Below are 16,774 nucleotides of genomic sequence, written 5' to 3'. Positions count from 1 at the left end.
AGCCAATGACCTTTTCCGCCAACTTCTCGCTCGTCCTGCCTGAGATCGTCCTGGCGATCGCCGCGCTGGTTCTGCTGGTCGCCGGCGCCTTCCGAGGCAAGGTCGGGGCCATCTTCACCCTGGCCGCCGTCGCCTCGCTGGTCGCGGCCGCCGCCACGGCGGTCCTCGGCCCGCACGGCGTCGCCTTCGGCGGCGTCTATGCGGCCGACGCCGCCGCGACCTACGCCAAGGTCGCCATCTACCTCTCGAGCGCCATCGCCGTGGTGCTGGGCGACCGCTGGCTGGCCCAGCGCGCCGACCAGAAGTTCGAATACGCCGTCCTGGTGATCCTGGCCGCTCTGGGCATGGGCGTCACCGCCTCGGCCGGCGACCTGATCAGCCTGTATGTCGGCGTCGAGCTGCAGTCGCTGGCTCTGTACGTCCTGGCCGCCATGCGCCGCGACGACGCCAAGTCGTCGGAAGCGGGCCTGAAGTACTTCGTGCTGGGCGCGCTGTCGTCGGGTCTGCTGCTGTACGGCAGCTCGCTGATCTACGGCTTCACCGGCTCGACCCACTTCAGCCAGATCGCCCTGGCCGCCGCCCATGGCGGAAGCCACGGCGTGGGCCTGCTGTTCGGCCTGGTGTTCCTGATCTGCGGCCTGGCGTTCAAGGTCTCGGCCGCGCCGTTCCACATGTGGACCCCGGACGTCTATGAAGGCGCCCCGACCCCGGTCGTCGGCTTCTTCGCCGCCGCGCCGAAACTGGCCGCCATGATGATGTTCGCCCGCGTGCTGGGCGACGCCTTCCCGGGCTCGGTCGACCAATGGCGCCAGATCCTAGTGATCGCGGCCCTGCTGTCGGTCTTCGTCGGCGCCTTCGCGGGCCTGGCCCAGACCAACCTCAAGCGGCTGTGGGCCTATTCCTCGATCGCCAATGTCGGCTACGCCCTGCTGGGCGTCGCGACGGGCGGCGAGGTCGGCCTGCACTCGATGCTGGTCTTCATGGTCCTCTACATGGTCGACGTCACTGGCTTCTTCGCTTGCCTGCAGGCGCTGAACCGGGGCGGCAAGCCGATGGAGACGATCGAGGACATGGCCGGCCTGATCAAGGAACGTCCGGGCATCGCCCTGGCCATGACCGCGTTCTCGCTGTCGGCCCTGGGCCTGCCGCCGTTCTCGGGCTTCTGGTCGAAGTACTATGTCTTCAAGGCCGCTCTGGGCACGGGCGACGTGGTCATGCAATGGGCCGCCGTGCTGGGCCTCGTCGGCTCGGTCGTCGCGGCGTTCTATTACCTGCGCCTGATCAAATCGATCTGGTTCGACGCCTCGACGGGTTCGGTCGACGCTCCGTCGCCCTCGGCTCGCGCCGTCGGCTACGCGGCCGCGTTCTTCTCGTTCCCGATCGTGCTCGTGGCCCTGGTCTGGCTGGATCCCGCCGCCAAGGCCGCCGCGGCCGCCTTTGGTCACGCGTGACGTGACGGGCGTCCCGCCCGTTGTCGTCCCCCCGATCGTCGTGCTCGACGAGATCGACTCCACCAACGCCGAAGCCCGTCGCCGGGCCGAGGCGGGCGAGGCCGGCCCCGTGTGGCTGGTCGGCCTCCGCCAGACCTCGGGCCGCGGCCGTCGCGGCCGGGCCTGGGAGACGGGCGAGGGCAACCTCGCCGCCACATTGCTCTTCCGCACCGACAAGCCGCCGGCCGAGGCCGCCCAGGTCTCGTTCGTCGCCGCCCTGGCCGTGGCCGACATGCTGGCCCAGTACGTGCCGGCTTCCCTGGTCAGCCTGAAATGGCCCAATGACCCGCTGCTGGGAGGCCTCAAGGTCAGCGGCATCCTGATCGAGTCCGGCGCCTCACCGCGGGGCGGGCTGTGGATCGCCGCCGGCGTCGGCGTGAACCTGGCCCGTAAGCCGATCGACTCCGAGCGTCCCGCCACCTCGATCGCCACCTATCGCGAGATCCCGCCGCCGCGTCCGACCGAGGCCATCGAGGCCCTGGCCGGCGCGTTCGAGCGCTGGTTCCGGACCTGGGGCGCCTTGGGCTTCCCCGCTATCGCCGACGCCTGGACCGCCCGCGCCCACGGCCTGGGCGAGGCCTGCGTCGCCCGCCTCGGCAACGAAACCGTCGAGGGCATCGCCGAGGGGCTGGACGGCGACGGCGCGCTGCGTCTTCGTCTGGACGACGGCCAGGTCCGCCGGATCACCGCCGGTGACGTCTTCTTTGGAGCCGCCTGATGCTGCTGGCCATTGAACAGGGCAACACCAACACCATGTTCGCCATTCACGACGGTTCGTCGTGGGTGGCCCAGTGGCGTTCAGCGACCGAGAGCACCCGCACCGCCGACGAGTACGTGGTCTGGCTGTCGCAGCTTCTGTCGATGCAGGGCCTGGGGTTCCGGGCCATCGACGCGGTGATCATCTCCAGCGTCGTGCCGCAGTCGATCTTCAACCTCCGTAATCTCAGCCGGCGTTATTTCAACGTCGAGCCGATCGTGATCGGCGAGAACGCCAAGCTTGGCATCGACGTACGGATCGAGAAGCCTTCCGAGGCCGGCGCCGACCGCCTGGTCAACGCGATCGGGGCAGGGATGGTCTATAGCGGGCCGCTGATCGTGATCGACAGCGGCACGGCCACGACCTTCGACATCGTGGCGGCCGATGGCGCCTTCGAAGGCGGCATTATCTCGCCGGGCATCAACCTGTCCATGCAGGCGCTGCACGAAGCGGCGGCCAAGCTGCCCCGGATCGCCATCCAGCGGCCGGCCGGTAACAGGATCGTGGGGACGGACACCGTCTCCGCCATGCAGTCCGGCGTCTTCTGGGGGTATATATCTCTGATCGAGGGCCTCGTTTCGCGCATCAAGGCTGAGCGCGGCGAGCCCATGACCGTCATCGCCACCGGCGGCGTCGCCTCGTTGTTCGAGGGCGCCACCGACAGCATCGACCACTTCGACTCCGACCTGACGATACGGGGTCTTCTCGAAATCTATCGTCGAAACACCATTTCCGAGACCTGATGAAAAAATCCAAGAGCGACGAGCTCGTCTTCCTGCCGCTAGGCGGGTCGAACGAGATCGGCATGAATTTCAATCTGTATGGCTTCGGGCCGGCGCACGATCGCAAGTGGATCGTCGTCGACCTGGGCGTGACCTTCGGGGACCAGACGACGCCGGGCGTCGAGATCATCCTGCCGGATCCCAGCTATATCGAGCCCTATGCCAAGGACATCGTCGGCATCGTCCTGACCCACGCGCACGAAGACCACCTCGGCGCGGTGCACTGGCTGTGGCCGCGCCTGAAGGCGCCGGTATACGCCACGCCGTTCACCGCCTTCCTGCTGCGCGAGAAGCTGCGTGACGCCGACCTGCTGGACGAGGTGTCGATCACCGAGGTGCCGCTGGGCGGCAAGTTCTCGCTGGGTCCGTTCGACCTGGAACTGATCACCCTGACCCACTCGATCCCCGAGCCGAACGGCCTGGCGATCAAGACGCCGCTGGGCACGATCCTGCACACCGGCGACTGGAAGATCGATCCCGAGCCCCAGTTGGGCGCGCCGACCGACGAGGCCGCCATCCGCCGCCTGGGCGACGAGGGGGTGCTGGCCATGGTCTGCGACAGCACCAACGTCTTCGTCGAAGGCGAGGCTGGTTCGGAGGCCGACGTCCGCAAGGCGCTAGGCGACCTGATCAAGAGCCTGTCGGGCAAGATCGCCGTGGCCTGCTTCGCCTCGAACGTGGCGCGCATGGACACCGTGATCCGCGCGGCCCAGGCCTGCGGCCGTAAGGTTTGCTTGGCCGGCCGCTCGATGCACCGCATGGCCGCCGCCGCCCGGTCGGTCGGACTGCTGCAAGGGCTCGAGCCCTTCATCACCGACGACCAGGCCAAGCACATGGGCGAGAACGAGATTCTCTTCCTGTGCACCGGCAGCCAGGGCGAGGCCCGCGCGGCCCTGTCGCGCATCGCCGACGGCAGCCATCCCCACGTGAAGCTGGGGTCTGGCGACCACGTGATCTTCAGCTCGCGGGTCATCCCGGGCAACGAAATCCCGATCCGCAACCTACAGAACAAGCTGGCCGACCGCGGCGTGCGCCTGCACACCGAACGCGATACGCCCGGCATCCACGTCTCGGGCCACCCGTGTCGCGGCGAGCTGAAACAGATGTATCAGTGGGTGCGCCCGCAGATCGCCGTGCCGACCCACGGCGAGCGTCGCCACCTGATCGAGCACGCCGCCTTCGCCAAGGACCTGCAGGTCCCGCACGCGGTGTCGCCGCGCAACGGCGACATGGTGCGCCTGGCCCCGGGCATGCCCGAGATCATCGACGAAGTGCCGGCTGGCCGTCTGTATGTCGACGGCGGCGTGGTCACGCCCGAGAACGGCGACGCCCTGCGCGAGCGGCGCCACGCGGCGTTCAACGGCATGCTGGCCGTGTCGATCGTCCTGGACGGTCGCAACAAGATCGTCTCGGGCCCGCAGGTCCGGGGCATCGGCCTGACCGGCGACGAGGAATACAGCCTCGACGACGCCCTGGATGACCTCGCCGAGGAAGCCGAGGGCGCCTACAAGAAGCTCCAGGGGGACACTCGCGAGCTCGACGAAGCGATCGAGAGCGCCATCTCCCGCGCCGTGAAGAAGGCCGCGTTCCGCATCTGGGAACGCAAGCCGGTCGTCGAGACGACGGTCCTGCGAATCTGACGTGACGGACGAGAGCCCGAGCGCCAGCGTCCTGGCGACCGTCGCCGACGGTCGACGCAGGCCGATCTGGCGCTCGGGCTTCTCGATCCTGTGGAAGCAGGCCTGGCCGGTGGCGGCGCTGCTGGTCGTGCTGTGGGCCGTGTTCGCCGGACAGACCCTGGCCGACCTGACGGGCCGGGGCGAGCAGGTGCTGACGCTGGGCGCGCTGTATCCGCCGGCCGTCCGGGCGGGCGTCTGGTGGTCGCTGCTGACCCACATGTTCCTGCACGGCGGGATCCTGCACATCGCCATGAACTCCAGCGCGCTGGGCGCCTTCGGGCCGGCGGTATCGCAGCGGCTGGGCCGCGACGCGGTCGGCGCCCTGCTGTTTCTGGCCTTCTTCGTCCTGTGCGGCCTGGCCGGCGGGGCGCTGTATCTGGCGCTGCACTGGAATGGCCACATGCCGATGCTGGGGGCCTCCGGCGCGATCTGCGGCCTGTGGGGCGCCGTGGCCCGGATGACCGAGACGACGGACCTCGCGCCGATCTGGTCGCGGCCCGTGGGGCGGCAGGCCCGGTCGTTCCTGGTCATGAACCTGATCCTGGTCGCCATCGGCGGCGCGCTGGGCCTGGCGTCCGGCGTTGGCGGCGTACTGGTGGCGTGGGAGGCCCATGTGGGCGGCTTCGTCGCCGGGCTTTTCCTGGTCCGCCTCTTTCCCGCCCGCTTCTGGTGGCTTTCGGAGGCCCAAGCGCCGCTTTGAACGTCGCCCTTCTCGCGCCGAGGCTGGGGTGTTAGGGCAGTCGTCAATCAAAACGCGCGCGGGAGCAGGGACATGATCGGCAGGCTCAACCACGTCGGCGTCGCCACGCCGTCGATCGACGACTCGGTGAAGATGTACCGCGACCTCTTGGGCGCGACCTCGGTCACCGAGAAGTGGGCGATGCCCGAGCAGGGGGTATGGGTCTGCTTCGTCAATTTGCCCAATAGCCAGATCGAACTGATCGAGCCCTATGGTGAGACCTCGCCGATCCATGGCTTCCTGGCCAAGAACCCCAAGGGCGGCCAGCACCACATCTGTTTCGAGGTCGAGAACATCTACGAAGCCCGCGATGACCTGGTGGCCAAGGGCGCGACCGTGCTGGGCGAGCCCCGCATCGGCGCCCACGGCACGATGATCATCTTCGTTCACCCCAAGGACATGGGCGGCCTGCTGGTCGAGCTCATGGAAACCCCCAAAGAAGCGCATCACTGATATGAGCCCGATCACCTGGTTCGCGATCTACCTGACCATCTGGTGGACGGTGCTGTTCGCCGTGCTGCCGCTGGGTTCGCGCAGCTTCCACGAGGCGGGGATCAAGCCGCCGCCCGGCGCGGATCCGGGCGCGCCAGTCAATCCTAACCTGAAGCGCAAGTTCATCACCACGACCTGGGTCTCGGCCGTCGTGTTCGTGTTGTTTTTCCTCATCGTGCATTTCCACCTGGTGACTCTGCCCGACCTGCCGGCCGCCATCTGACGGTGCGGATGCACAAGCCTTGGGCGCGATGCGGTCGATTTGCCCGCAATCGCCCAAGCCTTGGGCGAACCGCCTCATTGTTAGCGCTTCCCATGGATGGCCGTGCCCCAACACGTGTTCGGTCGATAAGGTAACTTCAGGAGATCGGCCTTGCCGGTCTCGCTCTGTGGCGTCTTCCCCGACGATGACTTGAAAGGCCGCGCGGCGATCCGCGCGGCCTCTCTTTTATTCGCCGTTGGAGCCTTACTTTAGTCACGCGCGTTGCCAAGCTGTCGGGGGAGGGGCTATCTCAGGCCCTTCTCGAATTCCCGGAGTTTCCACGCGCATGCGCTTGTCGCGCTATTTCCTGCCGGTGCTGAAGGAAGCACCGTCCGACGCCCAGATCGTTTCGCACCAGCTGATGCTTCGCGCCGGCATGATCCGCCAAGAGGCCGCGGGCATCTATGCCTGGCTGCCGCTGGGCCTGCGCGTGCTCAAGAAGGTCGAGCAGATCGTCCGCGAGGAAATGGATCGCGCCGGCGCCATCGAGCTGTTGATGCCGACCATCCAGCTGGCCGACCTGTGGCGCGAAAGCGGTCGTTATGACGACTACGGCGACGAGATGCTGCGCATCACCGACCGCCACAAGCGCGACCTGCTGTTCGGCCCCACGGCCGAGGAAGTGGTCACCGACATCTTCCGCGGCTACGTGCGCAGCTACAAGGATCTGCCCAAGAACCTCTACAATATCCAGTGGAAGTTCCGGGATGAGCGCCGTCCGCGTTTCGGCGTGATGCGCGGCCGTGAGTTCCTGATGAAGGACGCCTACAGCTTCGACCTGGACGCGGAGGGCGCGCGCAAGGCCTACAACCGCATGTTCGTGGCCTATCTGAACCTGTTCTCGCGCATGGGCCTGAAGGCCGTGCCGATGCGCGCCGACACCGGTCCGATCGGCGGCGACCTCAGTCATGAGTTCATCGTGCTGGCCGAGACCGGCGAAAGCGCTGTCTTCTGCCACAAGGACTTGGTCGAGATGCCGGCTCCCGGTCCGGACGTCGACTGGCTCGGTGACCTGCAGCCGCTGGTGAATCAGCGTACGGCGCTCTACGCCGCGACCGAGGAAATGCACGACGAAGCCGCCTTCGCCGCCCTGCCGGAAGGCGATCGCCTGTCGGCGCGCGGCATCGAGGTCGGCCACATCTTCTCGTTCGGCACGAAGTACTCAGAGCCGATGAAGGCCACGGTCACCGGTCCGGACGGCAAGGACGTGCCGGTGCAGATGGGGAGCTACGGCGTCGGCGTTTCGCGCCTGCTGGGCGCGATCATCGAGGCCAGCCACGACGAAGCCGGGATCATCTGGCCCGAAGGCGTCGCGCCGTTCGACGTCGGCATCGTCAACATGCGCCAGGGCGACGCCGCCTGCGACGCGGCCTGCGAGACCGCCTACAACGCGCTCACGGCCGCCGGCCGCGACGTGCTCTACGACGACACCGACGCCCGTGGCGGCGCCAAGTTCGCGACCATGGACCTGATCGGTCTGCCCTGGCAGTTGGTTGTTGGCCCGAAGGGCATCGCCGAGGGCGTGGTCGAGATCAAGAACCGCAAGACCGGCGAACGCCACACCGCGTCGCTGGACTCCGTCCTCGACGGCCTGACCAAGAGCAAGTCCGCCTGATGCCAGACGCCCGCGCCGCCGGTCCCTTCAGTCGCTGGGAGCGCTCTGTCGCTCGCCGGTATCTGTTCGCCAAGCGCAAGAACGGCGGCGTGGCGCTCATCTCGATCATCTCGTTCAGCGCGGTGATGCTGGCGGTCTTCGCCCTCATCACCGTGATGAGCGTCATGAACGGCTTCCGGGCCGAGCTGCTGGGCCGGATCCTCGGCTTTAACGGCCACCTCTACGCCCAGTCGCCAATGATCAACGGCCCAGACCGCGACACCGTGATCCGCCGGATCCGGGCCGCGCCGGGCGTGATCCAGGCCGCGCCGATGGTCGAGGCCCAGGCCATGGTGCTGGGCCCGACCCAGGTGACCGGGGCCATCGTGCGCGGGGTCACGACCTCGGACCTGCGGCACATGTCGCTGATCGCGGGCAACATCAAGAAGGGCTCGCTGGAGGGCTTCGGGGTCGGCGAATACGGCGGCGACGTCGTGCTGATCGGCGACCGCATGGCCCAAAGCCTGGGCGTGCAGCCTGGCGACGCCATCAGCCTAATCTCGCCCTCGGGTCCCTCCACGGCGTTCGGCAGCTCGACCCAGGAGAAGAACTACATCGTCGGCGGGGTCTTCAGCGTCGGCATGAGCCAGTTCGACGAGGCCTTCGTCTATATGCCTCTGGAGCAGGCCCAGCTGTTCTTCGGTCGCGACACCTCGGTCGACTATGTCGAGATCAAGCTCAGCGACCCCGACAAGGCCAAGGACCTGAAGCACGATGTCGAGGTCGCCAGCGGCCCCGGGGCCGTGGTCAGCGACTGGCAGGACAAGAACCACAGCTATTTCACCGCCCTCCAGGTCGAGCGGAAGGTGATGCGCCTGATCCTGGGCTGTATCGTCGCCATCGCCACCCTGAACATCATCTCCAGCCTGGTCATGCTGGTGAAGAACAAGGGCAAGGACATCGCCATCCTGCGCACCATGGGCGCGGGGCAGGGGGCGATCCTGCGCATCTTCCTGATGGCCGGCGCATCGATCGGCGTGGCCGGAACCCTGTGCGGCCTGGCCCTGGGCGCGGTCTTCTGCACCTACATCACGCCGATCCAGAACTTCGTGGAGTGGGCCACCGGCACGGCCGTGTTCAGCGCCGACGTCTACATGCTCTCGCACATCCCGGCGAAGATCGACTGGACCGAGGTCGCCGGCATCGTCTCGCTCTCGGCCCTGTTCAGCGTGCTGGCGACCCTGCCGCCGGCCTGGCGCGCCTCGCTTCTCGATCCGGTGGAGGCGCTGCGTTATGAGTGATCCCATCCTGGCCCTGCGCGGGGTAGAGCGCGTCTACAAGACCGAGGCCGGTCCGCTGCCGGTGCTGCGCGGCGTCGATATCGACGTGTATCCGGGCGAGGTCGTGGGCCTGATCGGCCCCTCGGGCTCGGGCAAGTCGTCGCTGCTGCATTCGGCCGGGTTGCTGGAACGTCCCGACGCCGGTCTCGTGGCCTTGGAAGGCCGCGACTGCTCCAAGCTGTCCGAGCGCGTTCGCACGCGCATCCGCCTGGGCACGGTTGGCTTCGTCTACCAGTTCCACCATCTGTTGCCCGAGTTCTCGGCCCTCGAGAACGTGGCCATGCCGTTGACCATCGCCGGCAAGAGCCGCAAGGACGCCGAGGCGCGCGCCAAGGAGCTGCTGGAAAGCCTTGGCCTTGGTCATCGCCTGACCCACCAGCCCGCCCAGATGTCGGGCGGCGAGCAGCAACGCGTCGCCATCGCGCGCGCCCTGGCCAATCATCCCAAGCTGCTGCTGGCCGACGAACCGACCGGCAACCTGGACCCGGCCACTTCAGCGGCGGTGTTCCAGGCGCTGTACGAGGTCTGCCGCCAGCAGGGCGTCGCGGCGGTGATCGCCACGCACAACATGGAACTGGCGCGGTACATGGACCGGGTGTTCGCCCTGAAGGACGGACACCTGGTAGCCCAGGGCTTCAGCTAGAACTGGTGGCGGAAGGCGGTCTGCACGACCGTCTGTTTCTGCCGCGCCTCCAGCGCGAACCGCTCGCGGTCCCGGCGGAAGCTGTCGATATGCAGCGCCTCGAACACGATCTGCGCATTGGGCCGGACGTCCCAGCGATAGGCCGCCAACCCGGCCCAGCCATGTTCGGCGTTGTTGTCCGTGGCCTTGTTGGTGCGGTCCGTCGTCGAAAAGTGGTCGTAGCGCAAGGTCGCCGAGCCCGGTCCCAGCGCCTTGCTGGCCGAGACATAGGCCGCCTCGAAGCCGACATCGACCCAGATCCCGTTGGCGTTCGAATAGCCCATCAGGGTCTCGCCGGTCATGACCTGGGCCTTCACGGCGACAGCGTCGAGCTCGAGCCGCATCCCCAGGTTCCAGAACCGCGTCTCCCACGACCATTCGCGGTTGGTGTCGACGCTGGTCCGGTCGCCTTCGTTCTCATAGCCGAACAGGTCGAAGGCCAACACCGAAGACGGCCGCCACTCGACCCGGCCGTAATAACCAATCCGCCCGTCGATTTCGGCCAGGGGCGTGGTCGAGGGCGCCTGGCGCGAGGCCATGCGGCCGGCTAGCGGCGGCAGCGGGAAGCGACCGAACACCGGCGACTTGATGTCGTGCAGCGCCCAGCCCCGGAAGGTCAGCTCGGTCCCCGAGGTGTCGCCATTCTTGAAGCCGCCCGCCGTCAGGCTGAAGGTCTGGCCAGCCAAGGTGCGCCGGATCGTGGCCTCGACCCCGACGACCTTGGTCTCCTCGGCCACCCAGCTGTTGATCGCCGACGGCGTGATGGTGTCGGGCACGGTCCAGTCCAGGCCGTCGTGCTCCAGCGAGATCGGCGGATAGAAGACGCCGGCCCGGGCCGACAGGCGCAGGGCCGCGCCGGGCCGCGAGCGATAGGCCAGGTAGCCTTCGCCCAGGTCGACCAGATGCCGCTGGCCGTCCTGGCTTTCGGCCACGACCACGGCCGACACGGTGTCGGTGAAGCGCGGGTTCCAGACCAGGGCGGCCTCGCCCAGGCGCGGACCCTGATGGTCGTCGCCGAAGCGAGCCTTGCCCAGGCCGCCGTCGATCCAGGCGGTCTCGCCATTGGCCACCGCGAGGCGCAGATCGATAAGGCCGGAGAATGTGTTACGAGAGAAAAGGTTGGTCTGCGCCTTCGCCGAACCGGCGATCGCCAAGACCAGGGCCGTCCCCACAACGGTCGAAGTCAGTCTCCCCATGACGGGAGATTGCGCGAAGACCGCTGCGAATAAGTTAAAGCAGCGCCTGTTTCATGGCTGCGAAGAAGCCGGCCTGATCGATCTTCTTGATCACCCTTGCGTTGGGTAGTCGACGCTTCAGGGCTGGGTCGGCGATCTCGATATCAGGCAGGATCGAGTGCGAGACGGACAGATACCCGCGGGTCAGCTCGCCCAGGGTCTCGACATCGATCACGCAGTCCTCGGCCTCCAGGATCAGGCGCTCGTCCAGGGCGATGGCGCAGGTGAGGGCGTCCGGATGCAGGCTGCCGTCCAGCCCCTCGGTCTCGCGGGCGAAGGCCAGGGAGGCGCGGTTCACGTCGGTGAAGAACTTCGCCTTGCCGGTGCTCAGGGCCTCCAGCGCGGCCAGCTGCGCCGTACGCCACAGACCGTCCCGCAGGGTAAGGGTCCAGGTGGCGATCGAAAGGTTGAAGCCGGCGTTGACGACGATCTTGGCCGCCTCCGGATCGACATAGAAATTGTACTCGGCCGCCGGCGTGACATTGCCGACGCCGTTGTCGGTTCCGCCCATCACCCACAGGTGCTTCAACGCCTTGGCGATGCGCGGCTCGCGCAGGTAAGCCAGGGCGATATTGGTCAGCGGGGCCTGGGCGATCAGGGTGATCTCGCCCGGCGCGCCCATGATCCGCCGCACCAGTTCGTCGACCGCATGACCGTCAGCGGGGCGCTGGGCGGTCCTGGGGAAACCGCTGTCGCTCATGCCGTCATGACCGAAGACATAGGCCGCGTCCAAGGGCGCGCGAGTGAACGGCGTCTGGGCGCCCAGATAAACCGGGATTCCGGCCTTGCCGCAGGTCTCCAACGTCAGCAGGGCGTTCTCGGCGTGCTGCACGAAGCCGACATTGCCGTGGGCGATCGTGATGGCCTCGACGGTCACGCCAGGGCGGGTAAGGGCCAGCATCAGCGAGAAGACGTCGTCGCCGGCGGTGTCGGTATCGATGATCAGGCGCATGGCGTCGATCTGAACCGATCCGGCGGCCTTGACCATATCGAAGGTCGATGCCGAGGGCGGCCTAGCTGTCGAAGCTATGAAGGTTGTTCACCCGGGGTCGGGCTGAGAAGCTGGGGTTGCGACGCTCCAACCTCCAAGCCGGGAGACCCCGGATGAACATGCACAAGAATGCTCGGCTGACGCCTGTTGGTCGAGCCCTGATGATTTTCCGCATCGAACACCAGGGCTGGTCGGTGGCGCGGGCCGCCGAGGCCTCGGGTGTTTCCCGGCGCACGGCCAGCAAGTGGCTGCAGCGGCATCGGCGGGGCGGCGAGCGAAGGCATCACGACCGCAGCTCGGCGCCGCGCCGATGTCCGCGCAAGACGCCGGCCGGGGTGGTCGAGCAGATCGGGGTGCTGCGCCGCCAGCGGATGACTGGTCCGGCCATCGCCCAGGCCCTGGGCCTGGCCCGCTCGACGGTAGGCTTGATCCTGCGGCGACTGGGCCTGGGCAAGCTGACGGCCCTGGATCCGAAGGTCCCGATCGTCCGCTACGAACGCGCCGCGCCCGGCGAGATGATCCACCTGGACATCAAGAAGCTGGGCAAGTTCAACACCCAGGGCCACCGCGTCACCGGCGACCCTCGCCTGGGCCGCTCGCGCAAGGCCGGCTGGGACTTCCTGCACGTCTGCGTCGATGACGCCTCGCGCCTGGCCTATACCGAGGTCCTGCCGTCCGAAGGCCAGCACGATACGACCGCCTTCCTCCAACGCGCCCTGGCCTGGCTCGCCCGCCACGGCGTCACCGTCCAGCGGGTGATGACCGACAACGGCTCGGCCTATCGCTCCAAGCTGTTCGCCAAGGCCCTCCAGGCCGCCGGCGCCAGGCACGTGCGAACCCGGCCCTACACCCCTCGCACCAACGGCAAGGCCGAGCGCTTCATCCAAACCAGCCTGCGCGAGTGGGCCTATGGCCGGCCCTACGCCTGCTCGGACGACCGCGCCAAGGCCATCAAGCCCTGGACGGACGCCTACAACCTCAAGCGTCCACACGCCGGCATCAAAGGCCTCACCCCCTGGCAGCGTGTGAACAACCTTCTTGGAAACGACAGCTAGCGCGTGACTCGGGCGAAGAAAATGCGGTGGAACGTCGCGGAACATCTTGTGAACAGAACAAAACCGGAATATGGAACAAAACAAGAAATCTGTGGAGGCTCCTATGATCCGTATCGCGCGTGAGTCTTTGGCCCTTGTGTCGGTCGCCAGCTTCGTCTGGATGATGTGTACGGTCGCCCAGTTGGTGGCCTGAGTCGTGTAGAGCGGAGATCGGCCATGGCGGACGCGGAAGGACAAGGGTTCGTCCACCTGCGGGTCCGCTCGGCCTATTCGCTGCTGGAAGGCGCTATCAAGGCCGACCAGATCGGCAAGCTGGCCGCCGCGGCGGGCATGCCGGCGGCGGCGATCGCCGATCGCGCCAACCTGTTCGGGGCCCTAGAGTACTCGTCCTACGCCAAGGACGCCGGGGTCCAGCCGATCATCGGCTGCGCCATCCCCGTCGTCGGCATCGGCGGCGGCCCGACGGAGCGCTGGGCCCGCGCCCCGACGATCATGCTGCTGGCGCAGAATGAGCTGGGCTATCTGAACCTCTCGGAACTGTCGTCGATCGCCTATCTCGACAGCGCCGAACTGCCCGAGCCCGTCGTGCCCTGGGCCAAGGTCGCGGAGCATAGCGAGGGGCTGATCCTGCTGTCGGGCGGCACGGACGGTCCGGTCGACGCTCTGCTCGCCGCCGGCAAGACCGCCGAGGCCTCGGCGGCCCTGGCCGAGATGCACCGAGTGTTCGGTGACCGCTTCTATGTCGAGCTGCAACGGCACGGCCTGCCCAAGCAGGCGGCGGCCGAGCCGGGCCTGGTTAATTGGGCCTACGAGAATGACGTTCCGCTGGTAGCGACCAATGACGTCTATTTCGCCAAGGAAAGCTTCTACGACGCGCACGACGCGCTGCTGTGCATTTCCGACGGCGCGTTCGTCGGACAGGACGAGCGTCGCCGCGTTACGCCCGAGCACTGGTTCAAGCCGGCCGCGGACATGCGCAAGCTGTTCTCCGATCTGCCGGAAGCCTGCGACAACACGCTAGATATCGCCCGCCGCTGCGCCTTCATGGTGCATAAGCGCGACCCCATCCTGCCTAGTTTCCCGACCGGCGACGGCCGCAACGAGGCCGAGGAGCTGGAGCACCAGGCGCGGGAAGGTCTGAAGGCGCGCTTCGTGGGCCTGACCCTGTCCGCTCCCGAAGAGGACTACTGGAAGCGGCTGGAGTTCGAGCTCGACATCATCAAGAAGATGGGCTTCCCCGGCTACTTCCTGATCGTGTCGGACTTCATCAAGTGGGGGAAGACCCACGGCATTCCGGTCGGTCCGGGGCGGGGTTCGGGCGCCGGTTCGCTGGTCGCCTGGGTGTTGACCATCACCGACCTCGACCCGCTGCGTTTTGGCCTGCTGTTCGAACGTTTCCTCAATCCCGAACGGGTTTCGATGCCCGACTTCGACGTCGACTTCTGCCAGGAGCGGCGCGAAGAGGTGATCTCCTACGTGCAAGAGAAGTACGGCCGCGACCGCGTGGCCCAGATCATCACCTTCGGTTCCTTGCAGGCTCGCGCCGTGCTGCGCGACGTCGGACGCGTGATGCAGCTGCCGCTGGGCCTGGTCGACCGTCTCTGCAAGATGGTGCCCAACAACCCGGCCGCGCCGGTGACCCTGGCCCAGGCCATCGACCTGGAGCCGCGCCTAAAGCAGGCCAAGAAGGAAGACGCCAACGTCTCGGCCTGTCTGGATGTGGCTCTGCAGCTGGAAGGCCTGTTCCGTAACGCCTCGACCCACGCCGCCGGCGTGGTGATTGGCGATCGGCCACTCACCCAGCTGACCCCGCTCTATAAGGATCCGCGCTCGGACCTGCCGGCCACCCAGTTCAATATGAAATGGGTCGAGAGCGCGGGCCTGGTGAAGTTCGACTTCCTGGGCCTGAAGACCCTGACGGTGCTGGACCGCGCGGTGAAACACTTGAAGAAGCGCGGCTTCGAGATCGACCTCGGCAAGCTGCCCTTCGACGACACCACGACCTACGAGCTGCTCGCCTCGGGCCAGACGGTCGGCGTGTTCCAGTTGGAAAGCCAGGGCATGCGCGACACGCTGCGCAAGATGCGCTGCGGCTCGATCGAGGAGATCACGGCGCTGATCTCGCTCTATCGCCCGGGTCCGATGGATAATATCGACACCTTCGTCGACTGTAAGTTCGGCCGAAAGCCCGTCGATACCCTGCATCCGTCGCTGGAGACGGTGCTGAAGGAGACCTACGGCGTCATCGTCTATCAGGAACAGGTGATGCAAATCGCCCAAATCCTGGCGGGCTACAGCCTGGGCGAAGCCGACCTTCTGCGTCGCGCCATGGGTAAGAAGAAGAAGGAGGAGATGGATCTCCAGAAGATCCGTTTCGTCTCCGGCGCCAAGGAAAAGAACGTCCCCGAAGAGCAGTCTGGCTCGATTTTCGAACTGGTGGCCAAGTTCGCCGGCTACGGCTTCAACAAGTCGCACGCCGCCGCCTACGCCTTCATTTCGTACCAGACGGCCTGGCTGAAGGCGAACACGCCGGTCGAGTTCTTCGCCGCCTCGATGAGCCTGGACTTGTCGAACACCGACAAGCTGGCGGTCTTCCACCAGGACGCCCGCAAGTTCGACATCACGGTCCGGGCGCCGGACGTCAATGTCTCGGGCGCCGACTTCGAGGTCGAGAACGGCGAGGTGCTGTACGCCCTGGGCGCCATCCGCAACGTCGGCCTCGAGGCCATGAAGCATCTGGTCGCCATCCGCGAGGAAGGCGGGCCGTTCCGCGACATCTTCGACTTCGTCGAACGGATCGACCCCAAGCAGGTCAACAAGCGCGCCATCGAAAACCTGGCCCGGGCCGGGGCATTCGACCAGATCCACAAGAACCGCGCCCAGATCGTGGCCTCGGCCGACGTGCTGATCGCCCACGCCCAGAGTTGCCACGCTGACCGCCAGGGCGGGCAGGGCGGCCTGTTCGGCTCGGATCCGGGCGCTGGGCGTCCGCGCCTGGCCAAGACCGAGAACTGGAACCAGGTCGACCTGCTGGACGAGGAGCTGTCGGCCGTCGGCTTCTACCTGACTGGTCACCCGTTGGAGGACGTGGTCGGCATGCTGCGCCGTCGTCGGACGGTGATGCTGACCGAGGCCATGGCCCAAGCCGAGGCCGGCATGGAGGCCTTGCGCATGTGCGGTGTCGTGCGTCGCCGCCAGGAGCGCGCCTCGCAGAGCGGTGAGAAGTTCGCCTTCGTCTCGCTGTCGGATCCGACCGGCGAATACGAGGTGCTGTTCCCGCCGGAAAGCCTACGCAAATGCCGGGACGTGCTGGAGCCGGGCAAGGCCGTGGTCATCAAGGTCCGCGCCAAGGCCCGCGACGGCGAAGTCCGCTTCTTCGGCGACGACGCCGAGCCGATCGAAAAGGCGATCGAGAATGTCGTGGCCGGTCTGCGCGTGCACCTGTCGCCCTCGGCGACCGAGATCGAGGCCCTCAAGCGCCGCCTGGAGCCTGCCCAGGGCCAGAAAGGCGGGGAGGTCACCTTCGTCGCCGCGATCGGCGGCGGCCGCGAGATCGAGCTTCGCCTGCCGGGTCGTTATACGCTGGACGCGGCATTGCGCGGCGCGCTGAAGACCGCGCCGGGCGTGGCGCTACTGGAAGATGTGTAGGAAATTTTTCCTATTCCGGTCGGGCAAG

At 67.0% G+C, this 16,774-nt stretch carries 15 protein-coding genes; 13 read left to right on the top strand and 2 right to left on the bottom strand.

What is annotated here, in order from left to right:
• Nucleotides 1–5 precede the first annotated feature (5 nt).
• The 10 genes from nuoN to ACW173_RS19895 all read left to right on the top strand — a co-directional run bounded on the left by nuoN (nucleotide 6) and on the right by ACW173_RS19895 (nucleotide 9,778).
• The gene (gene nuoN, locus ACW173_RS19940; protein WP_492081813.1) at nucleotides 6–1,451 is read left to right on the top strand and encodes an NADH-quinone oxidoreductase subunit NuoN; all 1,446 of its coding nucleotides are present in this window, start codon (nucleotides 6–8) and stop codon (nucleotides 1,449–1,451) included.
• Nucleotide 1,452: 1 nt separating this feature from the next.
• Nucleotides 1,453–2,208: a biotin--[acetyl-CoA-carboxylase] ligase gene (locus ACW173_RS19935; RefSeq protein WP_492086025.1), complete on the top strand. Its 756-nt coding sequence runs from the start codon at nucleotides 1,453–1,455 to the stop codon at nucleotides 2,206–2,208.
• Nucleotides 2,205–2,990: a type III pantothenate kinase gene (locus ACW173_RS19930; protein WP_492086024.1), complete on the top strand. Its 786-nt coding sequence runs from the start codon at nucleotides 2,205–2,207 to the stop codon at nucleotides 2,988–2,990. Before ACW173_RS19935 ends, ACW173_RS19930 begins: the two co-directional genes overlap by 4 nt.
• Nucleotides 2,990–4,669, top strand: a complete 1,680-nt coding sequence (locus tag ACW173_RS19925) for a ribonuclease J (RefSeq protein ID WP_492081812.1) — start codon at nucleotides 2,990–2,992, stop codon at nucleotides 4,667–4,669. The genes ACW173_RS19930 and ACW173_RS19925 overlap by 1 nt, the downstream gene beginning before the upstream one ends.
• A 1-nt stretch (nucleotide 4,670) precedes the next feature.
• Nucleotides 4,671–5,408, top strand: coding sequence for a rhomboid family intramembrane serine protease (locus ACW173_RS19920; protein WP_492081811.1), 738 nt, complete (start codon nucleotides 4,671–4,673; stop codon nucleotides 5,406–5,408).
• Nucleotides 5,409–5,480: 72 nt separating this feature from the next.
• Nucleotides 5,481–5,900 (top strand): methylmalonyl-CoA epimerase, encoded by a 420-nt coding sequence (gene mce / locus ACW173_RS19915; RefSeq protein ID WP_492081810.1) that lies wholly within the window; start codon nucleotides 5,481–5,483, stop codon nucleotides 5,898–5,900.
• 1 nt (nucleotide 5,901) lies between these two features.
• Nucleotides 5,902–6,162 (top strand): DUF1467 family protein, encoded by a 261-nt coding sequence (locus ACW173_RS19910; RefSeq protein WP_492081809.1) that lies wholly within the window; start codon nucleotides 5,902–5,904, stop codon nucleotides 6,160–6,162.
• Nucleotides 6,163–6,487: 325 nt separating this feature from the next.
• The gene (proS, locus tag ACW173_RS19905) at nucleotides 6,488–7,816 is read left to right on the top strand and encodes a proline--tRNA ligase (RefSeq protein ID WP_492081808.1); all 1,329 of its coding nucleotides are present in this window, start codon (nucleotides 6,488–6,490) and stop codon (nucleotides 7,814–7,816) included.
• Nucleotides 7,816–9,096, top strand: a complete 1,281-nt coding sequence (locus tag ACW173_RS19900) for a lipoprotein-releasing ABC transporter permease subunit (protein ID WP_492081807.1) — start codon at nucleotides 7,816–7,818, stop codon at nucleotides 9,094–9,096. The genes proS and ACW173_RS19900 overlap by 1 nt, the downstream gene beginning before the upstream one ends.
• On the top strand, nucleotides 9,089–9,778 hold the full coding sequence (locus ACW173_RS19895; RefSeq protein WP_492081806.1) for an ABC transporter ATP-binding protein: 690 nt from the start codon (nucleotides 9,089–9,091) through the stop codon (nucleotides 9,776–9,778). Before ACW173_RS19900 ends, ACW173_RS19895 begins: the two co-directional genes overlap by 8 nt.
• On the opposite strand, the gene ACW173_RS19890 is transcribed toward ACW173_RS19895, so the two are convergent.
• Together ACW173_RS19890 and ACW173_RS19885 are read right to left on the bottom strand one after the other, a co-directional pair.
• Nucleotides 9,775–11,013, bottom strand: coding sequence for a hypothetical protein (locus ACW173_RS19890; protein WP_492081805.1), 1,239 nt, complete (start codon nucleotides 11,011–11,013; stop codon nucleotides 9,775–9,777). The genes ACW173_RS19895 and ACW173_RS19890 overlap by 4 nt on opposite strands.
• Before the next feature lie 34 nt (nucleotides 11,014–11,047).
• Nucleotides 11,048–12,004 carry a nucleoside hydrolase gene (locus ACW173_RS19885; RefSeq protein ID WP_492086023.1) on the bottom strand — a complete coding sequence of 319 codons (957 nt, stop codon included), beginning with the start codon at nucleotides 12,002–12,004 and terminating at the stop codon, nucleotides 11,048–11,050.
• A 152-nt stretch (nucleotides 12,005–12,156) separates the two neighbouring features.
• Here ACW173_RS19885 and ACW173_RS19880 point away from each other — a divergent pair, with 152 nt between their 5' ends.
• The 3 genes from ACW173_RS19880 (at nucleotide 12,157) to dnaE (ending at nucleotide 16,746) form a co-directional block, all read left to right on the top strand.
• Nucleotides 12,157–13,098 (top strand): IS481 family transposase, encoded by a 942-nt coding sequence (locus tag ACW173_RS19880; RefSeq protein WP_492081804.1) that lies wholly within the window; start codon nucleotides 12,157–12,159, stop codon nucleotides 13,096–13,098.
• A gap of 103 nt (nucleotides 13,099–13,201) precedes the next feature.
• The gene (gene sidA, locus ACW173_RS19875; RefSeq protein WP_156136740.1) at nucleotides 13,202–13,291 is read left to right on the top strand and encodes a cell division inhibitor SidA; all 90 of its coding nucleotides are present in this window, start codon (nucleotides 13,202–13,204) and stop codon (nucleotides 13,289–13,291) included.
• Nucleotides 13,292–13,314: 23 nt separating this feature from the next.
• A complete protein-coding gene (gene dnaE / locus ACW173_RS19870) occupies nucleotides 13,315–16,746 on the top strand; it encodes a DNA polymerase III subunit alpha (protein ID WP_492081803.1) in 3,432 nt (1,143 codons plus the stop codon).
• Nucleotides 16,747–16,774 lie beyond the last annotated feature (28 nt).

The sequence above is a fragment of the Caulobacter sp. ALps2 genome (genome assembly GCF_058681635.1).
This window is presented reverse-complemented; position numbering and strand designations above follow the sequence as displayed.